Below are 15,038 nucleotides of genomic sequence, written 5' to 3'. Positions count from 1 at the left end.
TGGCGGTGCCAATGGCGATACTTTAGTCGGTGGAAACGGCAACGATAATTTGATGGGTAAAGATGGACGAGATCGTCTTAGAGGCAATGATGGTAGCGATACTTTGTATGGTGGTGCCAATGCGGATACTTTAACTGGTGGCAATGGCAGCGATCGCCTCAATGGTAACGGTGGCAACGATAATCTCTATAGTAGTAATGGCAACGATAGCCTTAATGGTGGCTTGGGTAGCGACACTTTAGTCGGTGGCAAAGACAACGATAATCTTGATGGGGGAGAGGGTAACGACAAATTAACTGGTGTGGCTCTCAGTAGCAACAGTAATTTAGGTACGGGAGAAAATGATACTTTAATTGGCGGTGCGGGGCAAGATACCTTTGTTTTGGGCAACCAAAATGGGGTTTTCTATAATGATGGCAATAATTTTTCCTCGGGGGATGACGATTATACTACTGTTAGCGATTTTAACTTACAACAAGACACCATTCAGCTTGCTGGTACGGCAGACCAGTATTTTCTAGATTTTTTACCAGGCAGTTCGGGTACCGATGCCAAAGTGATTTACGATCCTCAAGCTTCTAGTGGTTTAGAGTTAATTGCTTTAATTGAAAATGTCGATACTAATTTAAGTTTGGCAGATTCGGCATTTATTTTTGTTTCGGGATAATAGCATCTATTTTTGTTTGAGATTTATTGGAAAAGGGCAGATATTTAATTTAGTTTAATGCTATGTCTGCCCATTAATTTGTCTTAGAACTTGCGATCGCGCTATTTTGTAATGTTTAGATCGCCATAAGATTTAAAAAATAATGGCTATTCTCTTAACCTTTGTTAACTTTTATACGCATTAATTTTTTTTACCACGATAATACATATGTTTGTCCTGCGTTTATTTAACTACTCAATTTACTAGCTTTTCTCTGTAAAGTCATGCTGGTCTTATATTTGAAGTTTAAACAAAGACAGTCTGTATTAATTATTTAATGGCAATTGGAGATTTCGGTCGTGGTAGATACCTTATTCGATATCAATGACTTAAACGGTGAAAATGGTTTTGCGATCGCTGGTTTAGACAGACCTTTTTCTTTCGATAATTTGGGTGCAGCCCTTAGCAATGCTGGGGATATTAATGGCGATGGCTTTGACGACTTTATTGTTAGCGCATCTAGTGCGGGAAAAGCTATCAAGGGTTACGATGATTTCGGTGTTACTTATTATGATAGCGACGGTCGCGGTGAGGCATATATTATTTTTGGACGCGAAAGCGGTTTTACTGCCGATTTCGATCTAGCTAGTCTTAACGGCAATAATGGTTTTATAGTTCGAGGTACCAAGAAATATACTGGTTTGGGTCGCGAAGTAAGCGGTGCAGGAGATATTAACGGTGATGGTTTTGCAGATCTTATTGTTACTGCATCTTCTTTTAGTAATGGCGGCGAGGCATATATTATTTTTGGACGCGAAAGCGGTTTTACTACCGACTTCGATCTAACTAGTCTTAATGGCAACAACGGGTTTAAAATCCAGGGTAAAAATAAAAATGATAACTTTGGTGCAACCGTTAGCAATGCAGGAGATGTTAATGGTGATGGACTTAATGACCTAATTGTGGGTGCATTTAGTGTTGATGTTAACGATGTTGACAATACGGGAGAAGCCTATATTATTTTTGGTCGTGAAAACGGTTTTGCTGCCGATTTCGATCTTACTAGTCTCGATGGCAACAACGGTTTTACAGTTGGAGGTATAAAACAAGGCGATAGTTTAGGTTTAGGGGTTAGCAATGCAGGAGATGTTAATGGAGATGGTTTCGACGACCTGATTGTTGGTGCATCTGGTTTCGAGGTAGGACCTAAATATAGTTCTCAAGGAGAAGCCTATATCATTTTTGGTGGAGGTGATTTTGATGCCAACTTCGATCTTACTAGTCTTAATGGTAATAACGGTTTTAGAGTTAGAGGTCTAAATCAATCTAACTTTTTAGGTAGAGAGATAAGTAGTGCGGGGGATGTTAATGGTGATGGCTTTGATGACATCATTATTGGTGTACCCAATAGTAATGCTGGAAAAACTGACAGTAGGGAACTTGGCGAAGCATACATTATTTTTGGGCAAGAAACTGGTTTTAAGAAAATTTTCGATCTAACTAGTCTCGATGGTAGTAATGGTTTTAAACTACAAGGCTTGAATAATCGCGATCGCCTGGGTGATGCTGTAAGCAATGCAGGCGATATCAATGGTGATGGTTTTGAAGATTTAATAGTAGGCGCACCTTCTGTCAGTAGTTACAGTGGTGGCTTAGACGTTACTGGAGCAGCTTACGTTATTTTTGGTAGTAATGAGGATTTTAGTCCCACTATCGATTTAGCTAATCTCGAACTCGATGAAGGTTTTACCATTCGAGGAAGCGTCGAATACTATAGTCAATTAGGTGATGCAGTAAGTAATGCGGGAGATATCAACGGTGATGGTTTTGATGACTTAGTAGTAGGCGCACCCTCTGATTCTTTGTCTGGTGGATATGGAGGGAATGCTTATGTTATTTTTGGTTTTCAATTACCGATACTTACTGGTACAGAGGCTGACGATACTATTACAGGCAGTTCGGAAGACGATCTTATTTCTGGATTGGCTGGTAACGACAGATTAATAGGACTTGATGGTGATGACGATCTTTTAGGTGGTAAGGGTAAAGATACTCTTATCGGTGGTACGGGTCGCGATCGTCTTAACGGCAACCAAGGCAGCGATCGCCTCAATGGTAACGGTGGCAACGATACTCTTAATGGGGGTACTGGTTTCGATACTTTAAATGGCGGGACGGGCAGCGATCTTCTCATTGGCAATCTAGGCGAAGATCGTATATACAGTGGCAATGGTGACGATACTCTAACTGGTGGTGCTAGTGCCGATACTTTAGTTGCTGGTAATGGCAACGATATTCTTATTGGCAACGACGGCAAAGACAAACTAATTGGTGTCGCTTTAAATAGCAGAAGTCTGGGTACTGGGGAACAAGATACTTTAACTGGTGGTGCAGGTGAAGATATTTTTATTTTAGGTAATAAAAGCGGTGTCTTTTACGATGACGGCGCTCGTTTTTCAGCAGGAGATGCCGATTTAGCTATCCTTAAAGATTTTAATTTCCAACAAGATACGGTGCAGCTATCTGGTACTGCCGAGGAGTATCGCTTATTCTTTATCTCTGGCAGTTCGGGTGATTTTGATGCCAAGTTAGTTTACGACCCTGGAGTTACTGCTGGTGCAGAAACAATCGCTTTACTAGAAAATGTTTCTGCCGATCTAAGTCTGACGGATTCTGCTTTTACCTTTGTCTAAACTTAGTCTGTTTCGTTTACGACACCAATTATTAACTATTTATCAGCAATTGGAGAAAATAACCGTGGCTAATACTTTATTTGATGTAAAAGATCTTAATGGCGATATTGGTTTTAAAATCGTTGGTTTAGATACATTTGATGGTTTTATTAACGATATTAGTAATGGTGGAGATATCAACGGCGATGGTTTTGACGATTTAGTTCTCAGCGCACAAAATCAAGGAACGAATAACGCCAGTAAAGACAAATTTAGTAACTATCGCGGTGCGGTTTATACGATTTTCGGCAGTAATAATGGTTTTGATGCCGCTGTTAATATCAATAACCTCGATGAAAGTGATGGTTTTGTTATTCAAGGTCTAAATGATAATGATAATTTAGGTCTAGCAGTCAGCAATACAGGTGATATCAACGGCGATGGTTTAAACGATCTAATTATCGGTGCGCGTGCCTCTAATGTGGCAAATAAGAAAAGAGGAGTTGCTTATGTAGTTTTTGGCAGTAGTAATGGTTTTGATGCCACTTTCGATCTAAAAAGTCTCGACGGCAGCAATGGTTTTATTGTTTATGATTCAAAAATCATCAGCGATTTAGGTCGAGCAGTTAGCAGCGGTGGAGATATTAATGGCGATGGCTTTGACGACTTCATTGTTAGTGCGCCTTCTGTCAGATTAAATAATAATAGTTATGGCAATGGTGCGGCTTATGTAATTTTTGGTAACGCTGATTTTGACGGCACTTTTGATATCGATAATCTTGACGGTAGCAATGGTTTTGTTATACGAGGTCTAAATAGTTACGATAGTTTGGGATATGCCCTCAGCAATGGCGGAGACATTAACGGCGATGGTTTTGATGACCTTATTGTTGGTGCGCGTGGTGTCGATTATACAGGGGCAGCTTATGTAATTTTTGGTAACGATGAAGGTTTTGATGCCAATTTCGATCTAACAAGTCTAAATGGCAGTAACGGTTTTGCGATCGCGACTTCAGGTAACGAGTTTATTGGTTTGGGTGAAACCGTTAGCAATGGTGGAGATATTAACAACGATGGTTTTGACGACTTTGTTATTAGTGCGCCTAATAGAGGTGTTGATGGCAGCTTTGGCTTTGAAGGAGCAGCTTATGTAGCTTTTGGCAATAGTAAAGGTTTTAATGCTACTGTAAATCTCGATCGCCTCGATGGTAGCAATGGCTTTATTATTCCAGGTTCTAGGGATTTTGAGGGCGTAGGTGCGGTTAATGATGGAGGAGACATCAACGGGGATGGTTTTGACGATCTTGTAGTTGGTTCATCTAGAGCAACTTTTGTAATTTTTGGCAACGATAGTAGTTTTAAGGCTTCTTTCGACCTTAATAAAGTTAACAGCAGTAATGGTTTGGTTGTCTCTGGTGCGTCCCGCTATGGTTCTGTCATTAGTAACAAAGGTGACATTAATGGAGACAATTTAGACGACCTCATCGTCAACGGTTCAATTGGCAATAACTCTAATGCCTACGTTATATTTGGTTTCCAACCTTTAAATCTAACTGGCAGTCCAAGAAACGATATTCTCAATGGTGGCATAGGAAACGATGTTATTTCTGGTTTGGCTGGCAACGATCGCATTAATGGACTCTACGGCGATGACAAACTCTCTGGCGGCAGCGGTAACGATACTCTTAACGGCAGTGCTGGTAAGGATACTTTAGTTGGCGAGACAGGTAAAGATCTCCTATTGGGAGACAACGACAACGATCTTATCTATGGCGGCAGCGGTAACGATACTCTTAACGGCAGTAATGGCAGCGATCGCCTGTTAGGAAACCTCAATAGCGATCGCCTCTATAGCGGTAATGGCAACGATACACTCAACGGTGGTGCTGGTAACGATACTTTAGTCGCTGGTAATGGTAGCGATCTTCTAATTGGCGGTAATGGTAGCGATCGCTTAATTGGTGTCGCTTCTAATGGTAATTTGGGTACTGGTGAAAAAGATACTATAACTGGTGGTATTGGCAGCGATATCTTTGTTTTGGGTAATAAATCTGGTGTTTTTTATGATGACGGCAATAGTTTTTCAGCAGGAGATGTCGATTATGTTCGTCTTAAAGATTTTAATTCGCTGCAAGACAAAATACAGCTATCTGGCTTTGTAGGCGAGTATCTTTTAGATTTTCTCCCAGGCAGTGGAGACAGTCTCGATGCTAAATTGTTTTACGTTCCACAAGTTGCGGCTGGCTCGGAAGTTATTGCTGTAATAGAAAACGTTGATGCCGATTTAAGTTTGGCAGATTCTGCATTTAATTTTGTTTGATTAATGATTTATAGGCGAATTATTCGTTAGATGCTAGTTTGTCTGCCCACTTATTGGCTTTAAAATATTAGCATGGTGCGATTTGCACAATCGCGGTCGAAAATCAAACTGAAATAAGCTTGCGCTATTATCTCCATAACTTGGAACATAAATCAACATCAATCCCGAAATCCAAGTTTTCTCATACTAAATGTGATTGGGATAAAATAACCATAATTCTAAAAATGAAACCGCCAAATACCACAAAAAAGCCATATAGACAGCCTATTTTCAGCCGCTCAAAACCTCTAAAAAATATATTTCTGTTCATCCTTCTCAATGTATTGTTTATCCCATCTGTAACTGCTCAGAATGTAGGGGAATCTAACAATCAAAAACAGGATATTTATTTATTAATCGATCGCTACAATCAAGCAAGAGAAAACAGAGATACAGACTTGCTGGAAAATATTTTAACTACCGATGTAGACCAACTAGTTTCTTCTGGAGAATGGCGTAGAGGAATTGAAACTGCCGTAGAAGGAATGTTACGTAGTTCCAACCGCAACCCAGGAAAGAGAACAATTACCATCGAACAAATACGGTTTTTAGATTCGGAGGTGGCAATTGTAGATACTCGCTATGAAATAAAACTTGAAGATAATGCCGACCGCAATTTGTGGAGTACTTTTTTAGTAGTACGCCAAGAAGGTAAATGGAAAATTGCCGCTATCCGAAATATGTCGCCAACCGAATAATCTTAAATCGACGTTGGTTCGAGCGACAGATTACTTGTTAGATGCTAATTTGTCTGCCCATCTAGTAGTTTCGGGTAGTCGATATTTAGTCAGGCACTGTATTACATAAGAAATTGCTGTTGGTAGACTAATTTTGTGTCCGATAGAGATATAAATCGGTTTGACATTGGTGCGCGATCGCAATACTGCACCAATGGTTTCACCTTTATCTATTAATGGTTGCCAGTTGCCTTTTTCAGTGGGTACTGCTTCATGTTTGCCCGTCAATAAAGATTTTGCCACGCCAATAGTGGGCAAATCGAGCAATACTCCTAAATGCGAGGCAATACCCAAGCGGCGCGGATGGGCAATTCCCTGTCCGTCACATAGTAACAAATCGGGAGTAGTTTTAATTTGGGGTATGGCTTCTAAAATTGCGGGTATTTCGCGAAAGGAAAGATAGCCAGGAACGTAAGGAAATACGGTAGGAATGCGAGCGATTGCAGTTTCGACTAATTCTAGTTCGGGGAAACTCAATACGGCAATGGCGGCTTTGGTTATTGCATATTTATTTTCAAAACCAATGTCTACTCCCGCCACATAGTTTACTTCACTCAAACAGTCTTCCCTAACAACTCGATCGCGCAACTGTTCTTGAATTACTTTAGCTTCAGTAACGTTGTTTACCCAAGCATGGGGAAGATCGATCTGCATAAATAGCTTTTGAGTGGGTCGAGTTAGTTTAGTTTAAATATTATTTATCTTAAGTTAGATTGCAAGTATCTGTAGTTAGATAATTTGCCGTAAAAAAAGTCGCTTTCCAAATTTGAAAAACGGCTTTATCAATTTAGATTGTTAAATGGAAAGGCAACTGTTTCTAACGGGGTTTTGCTTTATTAACTCTGATTTCTCTTCCCATCCATTCTGCTCCGTCTAGAGTGTCGATGGCTTTTTGTTCGTTGGTGTCGCTTTCTAGCTCTACGAAGCCAAAGCCACGTCTATGACCTGTTTGACGGTCGGTGGGAATATAAACCCGTTTAACACTTCCATAGTCAGCAAATACCTCTTCTAGGTCTTGCTGATTGATGTCATAGTTAAGATTGCCTACGTAAATGGACATAAATTAATTGTCTCCTTGTTGATTGTTGTGCTTGGAGAGACAAGATTATTCGGAAAAAAGTCGATCGATACTTTACGGAAAAAACTGACTCCGATGCAAAAATACAAACTTAATCGTTAATCTTTTCGTTCTCGTTACTTCAAACACCCTAGCACACTATCGACAGTTTTGGTAAATAAATATAAACAAAACGGGAATTTGTGGTAAAAAAAAGCGGTTTTTCAGCCTATTTTCTCGCTAGAATGTAAAATACTTTATTGTTGTCAATCACTATACTTGTAGAGCCTATCGATACTATACACGGTAACTATAAAGGGCTTAAAACCAGCCAAATCAAACAGCTTAAAAGACTGTATCATCAGAAACTGCCAGGAGATCGCCCCGTTACGCCAGAATTTGCCCAAAGGCTAGCGGCGATCGCGACGGAAATTAACCAAGCCGTCTGTGCATACATCAATCGTCGCGGACAGGTAATTCGCGTGGGAGTGGGAACTCCCCGTCAGACACAGATTCCTCCTTTAGAATTACCCCGATATGGTGCCCAAAGGCTGTGCGGCATTCGCTGTATTGCGACTCAGCTAAAAATAGAGCCGCCAAAAGAATCTAGCCTAACGGCAATGGTACGTCAGAGACTCGATGCTTTAGTAGTGTTAACTCTAACAGGAGTTGGCAAACTACGGCGCGGTGGTGGTGCTACTGGTTATGTAAAAGAAGCTTACCTCGCGCACCTATTACCCCAACCCAATCTCGATTTGGAAACGAGTGCCTACTGGACGGTATCTCCTGCCATGAGTGTGGACGCTATTTCCCAACAGGATTTTTTCGACCTTGTAGACGGTCTGGAAGCCGAGTTCGAGCGAGAATACGTAGCTCAACAGGTAGATACCAATCAAGAGCGAGTAATTTTAGTAGGTTTGAAAAGCGATCGCACCAGCGATCGCGAATTTGACGAAAGCATTAATGAATTAATTGGTTTGGTAAATACGGCAGGGGGAACGGTATTACAAACCGTTTCTCAGAAGCGATCGCACCCCCATCCTCAAACTTTGGTTGGTGCGGGTAAAGTTAGAGAAATTGCCCTTAAAGTCCAAACAGTGGGAGCCAACCTGGTAGCCTTCGATCGCGACCTTTCTCCCGCTCAAGTACGCAACTTAGAAACTCAGTTTGGTGTCAGAGTAGTAGACCGCACCGAAATTATTTTAGATATTTTTGCCCAACGCGCTCGCTCTCGCGCAGGGAAACTACAGGTAGAATTAGCGCAGCTAGAATATATGTTGCCGCGTCTGGTAGGTAGAGGACAGGCAATGTCCCGTCTGGGTGGTGGGATCGGTACTAGAGGTCCTGGAGAAACTAAACTAGAGACAGAACGCCGCAGCATTCAAAAACGTATTGCTCGTTTGCAAAAAGAAGTCAATCAGTTACAGGCGCATCGTTCGCGAATGCGGCAGCAACGACAAAAACAAGAAGTCCCCAGCGTGGCAATTGTCGGCTATACCAATGCGGGTAAATCTACTTTAATTAATGCCCTAACTAACGCTGAAGTGTACGCAGCAGACCAGTTGTTTGCTACTCTAGACCCCACAACTCGCCGTTTGTCCGTTACCAATACCGTTACAGACAAAGCACAAAACATTTTACTTACCGATACTGTAGGCTTTATTCAACAGTTACCACCACCTTTAGTAGATGCTTTTCGCGCCACTTTAGAAGAAGTAACCGAAGCCGATGCTTTAGTACACGTCGTCGATTTGTCTCACCCTGCCTGGGAAAATCAAATTCGTTCGGTAATGCAGATATTAGGTGAAATGCCTCTAGCTCCAGGACCTATTTTGTTGGTGTTTAATAAGCTAGATCGGGTAGATAGCGAAACTTTGGCTAAAGCTAAAGAAGAATTTCCCCTGGCGTTATTTATTTCGGCTAGCGATCGCCTGGGGTTGGAAACTCTCAGACAAAAGTTAGCTCAGTTAGTCGATTATGCAGGTGTTGGTTAGGTCTGAAGTTTAAAGTCTAAAGTCTAAAGTCTGAAGACTGGGCGCAGATGTGTTTCCGTCTTTTCTTTGCAGAGCCGAATGGCTCAAAGCGTCGCTAAGACGCGACTTGGCTTCTTTGAAGCCTGCATAGATGAAAAAACTCGCAGGGCGCGACTGTGCCGCATCGCTAAAGTATATTTATGCAAGAAGTCTAACAATTTTTCATTTACTAACTTTAAACTGCTCATTGCTCATTGCTCATTGCTCTTTAATTTTGTATCAAATAAATCTTTTTAAATTGGTTCGATACACTAATTTTTTAGATGGATTTGAGGAAAAACTATGACCGCGATTTATGGGTCGGATAAAAATTCAATTCTGGCTGAGTCTAAATCTCTTCAGTTGCAACTTAGAGAAAGAGGTGTGAAATATGCCTTAGCTAGCTATGTCGATATTCATGGTATGTGCAAAGCTAAAATGGTTCCCCTAAGTCATTTCGAGCAAATGTCGCAGGGTTCGGAATTATTTACAGGGGCGGCTTTAGATGGAGTTCCTCAATCGATTCATGATGAAGAAGTTGCCGCTCATCCCGATCTAAATAGTGCGATCGTACTTCCCTGGAATCGAGAAATTGTCTGGTTTGCTAGCGATCTGTACTGTGAGAATGCACCTTTTGAAGCCTGTTCGCGAAATATTTTAAAGCGGACGTTGGCGCAGGCAGAAGAAATGGGGTACAGCTTTAATTTGGGGATCGAAACCGAATTTTTTATACTGCGGGATACTGAAGATGGCAAATTTGCTACGGCGAGCGATCGCGATAACTTAGCTAAGGCGTGTTATGACGTTCCAACTTTACTAGATAACTACCAGGTGATTGATGAACTCGTCACCGCCATGAATGAGTTGGGGTGGGATGTCTACTCCTTTGACCATGAAGATGCTCAAGGGCAGTTTGAAATAGACTTTAACTACAGCGATGCACTGACGATGGCAGACCGCTTCACCTTTTTTCGACTGATGGCAAAAGAAATTGCGCGAAAACACGGTTATTTTGCTTCGTTTATGCCTAAATTATCTTCGGAACTTACAGGCAGTGGCGCGCACTACAATATGTCTCTGGCAGATAAAGATACTAAAAAAAACCTATTCATCGATTTAAACGATTCACGAGGATGTAAGCTTTCCAAGCTAGGATATCAATTTATTGCAGGTATCCTCAAACACGCTCCTGCAATTTGTGCCGTAACCTGTCCTACGGTTAATAGCTATAAAAGACTCGTACCTAAAGGAGCTATGTCGGGTTCGACCTGGGCACCTGTATATATTTGCTATGGTAATAACAACCGTACCAATATGCTGCGAATTCCTCTGGCTGGTGGCAGAGTTGAATGCAGGGCAGCAGATATCTCAACCAATCTTTATCTGGGTGCAGCAATGATTTTAGCGGCAGGGCTGGAAGGTATTCGAGATGGTTTGGATGCTGGAGAACCCCACACTGAAAATATGTATGAGTATACTCTAGATAAATTGACAGCTTCGGGAATTAAATTTCTGCCCCGTACCCTGGGAGAAGCGATCGAAGCGTTCGCCAACGATCCCCTAAGCAAAAAAGTTATGGGAGATAGTATGTATCAGACCTATATCGACTACAAGCAACGAGAATGGGAAGAATATCACAATCACATTTCAGATTGGGAAATTGAGCGTTATTTGAAGTTCTTTTGATATTTTGGACTTTGTTGAGTCCGACAGTAAAGTTAAGTTATTCGCTATCTTCAAAATAATCTGAGAGGCTTGTTATTCGAGCTTTTTGTCCTTCAAAAATGACTACTGGAATTACCTTATTTAGTACGGCGTTGGTAATACCATCTCGCATTTTTTTGAAGAATTTGTCGTCAGGTATTGCCTCTGTGAATTGCTCGACAGTGTTTACTTGATGAATGTAGTCTTCATGGTTTTCTTTTACGGTAACGATCGCGTTTGAGCCACTATCAGCAATAGTTTGGCACTGTTCTTTTATTGAGTTCTGGTTTTGTCTGAGATATTCTTCAACTTTCATATTTGTATTGCAAAGTAGTAACAAAATACCACTTTTTATATATTGTGGATTCTAGGGTACAGTAGCTTTGTATTCTCGATACTCCTCATTAGGTTTGAAGTTTTCAATCGACTAATGTCCTCAGTCGATCGCGCCGCTCTGCATATTTATTCTATTTTCAACCTAAGTATGTATTATTATTACAGTCATGTATTTGTATTGTCTGAATTTCAAATCGAATTTTAGAACTTCATTATGACTATAATTGGTCAATTTTAAGAGTTTAAATTAGTTTTTTTAAGGAAATATTGACTATGAAATACAAATTAGATATTATTTCATTCGCGATTGCCAGTTGTTTCACTGCAATTGCCCAACCCGGTTTTGCTCAAGTTCCTACTCAAACTGGTTTTCGCTGTGATAATAGCTCTGGTACTTTTACAACTATTTATCATAATAATCAAGGAGTTGAAGAACCTTGGATTCAATGGGTAAGCGATCATTTTTCTGGTTCGGGATGGACTCCAGAGGCACGTTGCCAGGAAGTTAGTGCGCGCTTAGAAACTTTTCGCCTAAACAAACAGTTAAAGTACGTAACTTTAGGTACCATTAACAATCAACAAGTTATTTGTGTTGCCAGTCAAAACCAGGGACCTTGTGAGGGAATTATTTATACTCTCAAACCAGGTCAAGATGGACTGCAAGCTCTCAACAATCTTTTTGAATGGAGAACCAAAGGAGCATCAGAAAGTTCAAATTATGAATCGGTTACTGAAATTCCTTACATAGATGTTGGCTCAAAGCTAAATGAAACCATGCCAACTCCACCTATTTATCAATTAGAGTCTCCCAACCGCAGCAACAGAGAATTTTAAGCAAGCCTTCTAACAAATATAGAAGAATGAAATGCAATCGCAGACAGTCGAGAACGCGAAACTCAGCTAAAGTGGCTTGGTTTATGGCTAAAAGTCACAATCAGCAACTAAAACTATTTATAGCAATCTTAGTAACAATCTCTGGAAGTTGCTGGCAACAAAAGCTCGTTCATCCTCAGACTATACCTAGTTATGTTCTTCCAGATGATACTTATAGCCAGGATATTTATCGTCAAGCGCAATCAACCACAGTACGGATAGTTCGTCCTAATACATCTGGTTCGGGTGTGATTATTCGTCAGCAGGGAAACATATATACTGTTCTAACTAATTGGCACGTAGTAGCCACTAACGATATTCTGAATATTTTAACTGTCGATGGACAAGCGCATGTATTGCTGCAAGAACCACAGCAGTTACACGATCTCGATCTAGCTATAGTTCAGTTTCAAAGTCTCGATCGATATCCAATAGCAACTACTACCAAAAATACTCCTCAACCAGGAGAGAAGGTATATGCGGCAGGATTTCCCCTCTATGATGGCGATCGAACTTCCAATACTATTGCTTTAGGAATTCAGGCATTTCGATTGACTCAGGGAGAAGTGTCGCTGATTCCGTTTAAATCTCTGTCTCAAGGTTATAGCTTGGGCTATACCAATGATATTGAAGCAGGAATGAGTGGCGGACCAATTTTTAATACTCAGGGTTTGTTGATTGGAATTAATGGTCGTCAAAAATATGCCGAACCCGATTTTGGTGCTTATATTTTTGAAGATGGTAGCGAACCACCACCCGAAATACTAGAAAAGATGGTTAATTCCAGTTGGGGAATTCCCATTACTAGTTATCTGCAATTTGCTCCACAAGCATCACAAACTGAATAAAATTAATTTGTACTATGAATTCTTTTTTTAATTCACATTTAATAACTAATGTTATTTCTGGAACGACAGTAACAGCAGCGTTAGTAATAACCCAGGCTTCAGTCGTTATGGCAAAAGATGCTACCGAAATTGCCGCGATCGCCATAGCAACTACAGTTAAAATTGATAATAGTTTGGGAATTCCTGGCGGTTCGGGAGTAATTATTGCCAAAAGAGATAATACCTACACGGTTCTTACTGCCAATCATGTGGTTCAAAATCTCAATGTAGGTTATGTTGTCAAAACTAAATCGCAGCAATATTCAGTTAATAAGGTTACGAGTCTTAAAGAACAAACGGGATTAGATTTAGCAACTGTCACCTTTGAAAGTCCAGAAACATATTCAGTTGCTACTTTCGGTGATTCTAAATATGCTACTGTGGGAGCTAGTGTTTATGTTTCTGGCTATCCTTTATCGGTAGATATTAATAGCGATCGCCAACATGAGTTCACTACAGGAATGATTACCAGCATCCGCGAAGATGCGGCAGAAGGCTATAGTATGCGCTATCAGGCTTTAACTCGTAGGGGAATGAGTGGAGGTCCAGTATTTAATTCTAGCGGTCAGTTAATTGGAATTCACGGACAGGGAGATGTAATTGGCAGTGTTAAAAGCGAATCTTCCAGCATTCCCGAACCTTTAAAGACAGGATTTAATGCAGCTATCCCGATTAAAAACTTTCTAGAGGCTTCAACAATTGCAGGTATAGACAATTCTAATTTGGCGGTAAAGGGTGGCAAACCCGACCAAGAGCAAAACATCGACCTGGAAGCCAGAAAAAAATACATTGAAGGTGTAGAACTATTACAAAGAGGAAATATAGAAGCAGCGAATAATTATTTAATCGAAGCAGAGGATGAAAATCCCGACAATGTTCTAGCCGTCTATTATCAAGGTTTAATCGATTATACCAAGCGGAATATAAACTCTGCGATCGCCAAATACGATCGCGCCATTGCGATCGATCCTAGCTTTTCTCTCGCTCATTTTAGTCGCGGTTTGGCTAATTATCGTCTGGGTAACAAACAAGAGGCATTAGAAGACTACAATAACGCTTTACAAAGCAATCCTGCCGATCATTGGTCTTATCTCAATCGAGGTATTTTGCGGGAAGAATTAAAAGATATCCCTGGTGCGCTATCTGACTACGATCGCGCGATTGAAATTGCTCCCGACTATGGTAAGTCTTATCACAATCGCGGTGCAGTGCGTTATTATCAACGAGATTTCCCAGGCGCGGTGGCAGACTTTAAAAAGGCTTCAGAACTATTTTTTCAGCAAGGAGACACTGAAAGCTACAACGTCACTATAGATAGCTTGAATAAAGCCGAAAAAGCTTTACGCAATAGTCAACCAAGCCAACAAAATCCAGCTAACAGTCAATATCCCTCTAACAGTCAAGACAGTTCGGGATACACTCAGGAAAGTGCCAATCCTACCAATACTTATCCCCCCGTTCCAGAAATCGTGCCAGCCAAAAGCAATTTGAGGGATTTGTAGCTGATACTGGTGGTCTACCAAAATCCAATTGATGGGCTTTTTTATGCAAGTAAGAGAATTACAGCAGTTTTCGATTAAGTAGACTCCATTTCAACGTGTTTGGCTAGAGCGATGTATTCTGTATTCTCTAGCCATTTTTATAAGCAATTTACACGGCTAAATTATGGCGAGTCACTGCTCTCTGAATTAACCGAGTCGGTAGAATTAGTCTCGCTATCATTAAAAGTAGTTCGCTGTATAGTCTGCCTTAATT

General features: G+C 40.8%; 12 protein-coding genes. 9 read left to right on the top strand and 3 right to left on the bottom strand.

Features of this window, described 5'->3' with window-relative positions; all coding sequences use genetic code 11:
* From KV40_RS00875 to KV40_RS00860, 4 genes are all read left to right on the top strand, one after another.
* The coding region (locus KV40_RS00875) for a calcium-binding protein (RefSeq protein WP_036476966.1) at positions 1-667 on the top strand (667 nt) is incomplete at its 5' end.
* 338 nt (positions 668-1,005) lie between these two features.
* Positions 1,006-3,339 carry an FG-GAP repeat protein gene (locus KV40_RS00870; protein ID WP_052055233.1) on the top strand — a complete coding sequence of 778 codons (2,334 nt, stop codon included), beginning with the start codon at positions 1,006-1,008 and terminating at the stop codon, positions 3,337-3,339.
* A 64-nt stretch (positions 3,340-3,403) separates the two neighbouring features.
* Positions 3,404-5,638, top strand: a complete 2,235-nt coding sequence (locus tag KV40_RS00865; protein WP_156113896.1) for an FG-GAP repeat protein — start codon at positions 3,404-3,406, stop codon at positions 5,636-5,638.
* A gap of 323 nt (positions 5,639-5,961) precedes the next feature.
* Positions 5,962-6,375, top strand: coding sequence for an SgcJ/EcaC family oxidoreductase (locus tag KV40_RS00860; protein ID WP_052055234.1), 414 nt, complete (start codon positions 5,962-5,964; stop codon positions 6,373-6,375).
* 30 nt (positions 6,376-6,405) lie between these two features.
* Here KV40_RS00860 and nfi read toward each other — a convergent pair whose 3' ends face one another.
* Both nfi and KV40_RS00850 read right to left on the bottom strand, forming a co-directional pair.
* Positions 6,406-7,068, bottom strand: coding sequence for a deoxyribonuclease V (nfi, locus tag KV40_RS00855; protein ID WP_036476964.1), 663 nt, complete (start codon positions 7,066-7,068; stop codon positions 6,406-6,408).
* 163 nt (positions 7,069-7,231) lie between these two features.
* Positions 7,232-7,474 (bottom strand): RNA-binding protein, encoded by a 243-nt coding sequence (locus KV40_RS00850; RefSeq protein ID WP_036476961.1) that lies wholly within the window; start codon positions 7,472-7,474, stop codon positions 7,232-7,234.
* Between the two features lie 257 nt (positions 7,475-7,731).
* Here KV40_RS00850 and hflX point away from each other — a divergent pair, with 257 nt between their 5' ends.
* Entirely contained in the window at positions 7,732-9,465 is a 1,734-nt protein-coding gene (hflX, locus tag KV40_RS00845) for a GTPase HflX (RefSeq protein WP_371260754.1), read from the top strand.
* A gap of 321 nt (positions 9,466-9,786) precedes the next feature.
* Positions 9,787-11,169, top strand: coding sequence for a type III glutamate--ammonia ligase (gene glnT, locus KV40_RS00835; RefSeq protein WP_036476955.1), 1,383 nt, complete (start codon positions 9,787-9,789; stop codon positions 11,167-11,169).
* 37 nt (positions 11,170-11,206) lie between these two features.
* On the opposite strand, the gene KV40_RS00830 is transcribed toward glnT, so the two are convergent.
* Positions 11,207-11,503 (bottom strand): hypothetical protein, encoded by a 297-nt coding sequence (locus KV40_RS00830; protein WP_036476952.1) that lies wholly within the window; start codon positions 11,501-11,503, stop codon positions 11,207-11,209.
* A 293-nt stretch (positions 11,504-11,796) separates the two neighbouring features.
* Here KV40_RS00830 and KV40_RS00825 point away from each other — a divergent pair, with 293 nt between their 5' ends.
* The 3 genes from KV40_RS00825 to KV40_RS00815 are packed head-to-tail and all read left to right on the top strand — an operon-like array spanning position 11,797 to position 14,785.
* Entirely contained in the window at positions 11,797-12,357 is a 561-nt protein-coding gene (locus KV40_RS00825) for a COP23 domain-containing protein (protein ID WP_036476949.1), read from the top strand.
* Between the two features lie 26 nt (positions 12,358-12,383).
* Positions 12,384-13,244: a serine protease gene (locus KV40_RS00820; RefSeq protein WP_081942712.1), complete on the top strand. Its 861-nt coding sequence runs from the start codon at positions 12,384-12,386 to the stop codon at positions 13,242-13,244.
* A gap of 14 nt (positions 13,245-13,258) precedes the next feature.
* Entirely contained in the window at positions 13,259-14,785 is a 1,527-nt protein-coding gene (locus tag KV40_RS00815) for a tetratricopeptide repeat-containing serine protease family protein (protein WP_036476947.1), read from the top strand.
* Positions 14,786-15,038: the final 253 nt, after the last annotated feature.

Source organism: Myxosarcina sp. GI1 (genome assembly GCF_000756305.1).
Lineage (GTDB): Bacteria > Cyanobacteriota > Cyanobacteriia > Cyanobacteriales > Xenococcaceae > Myxosarcina.
The sequence above is the reverse complement of the archived record's forward strand: the minus strand, read 5'-3'. Positions and strand labels throughout refer to the sequence as shown.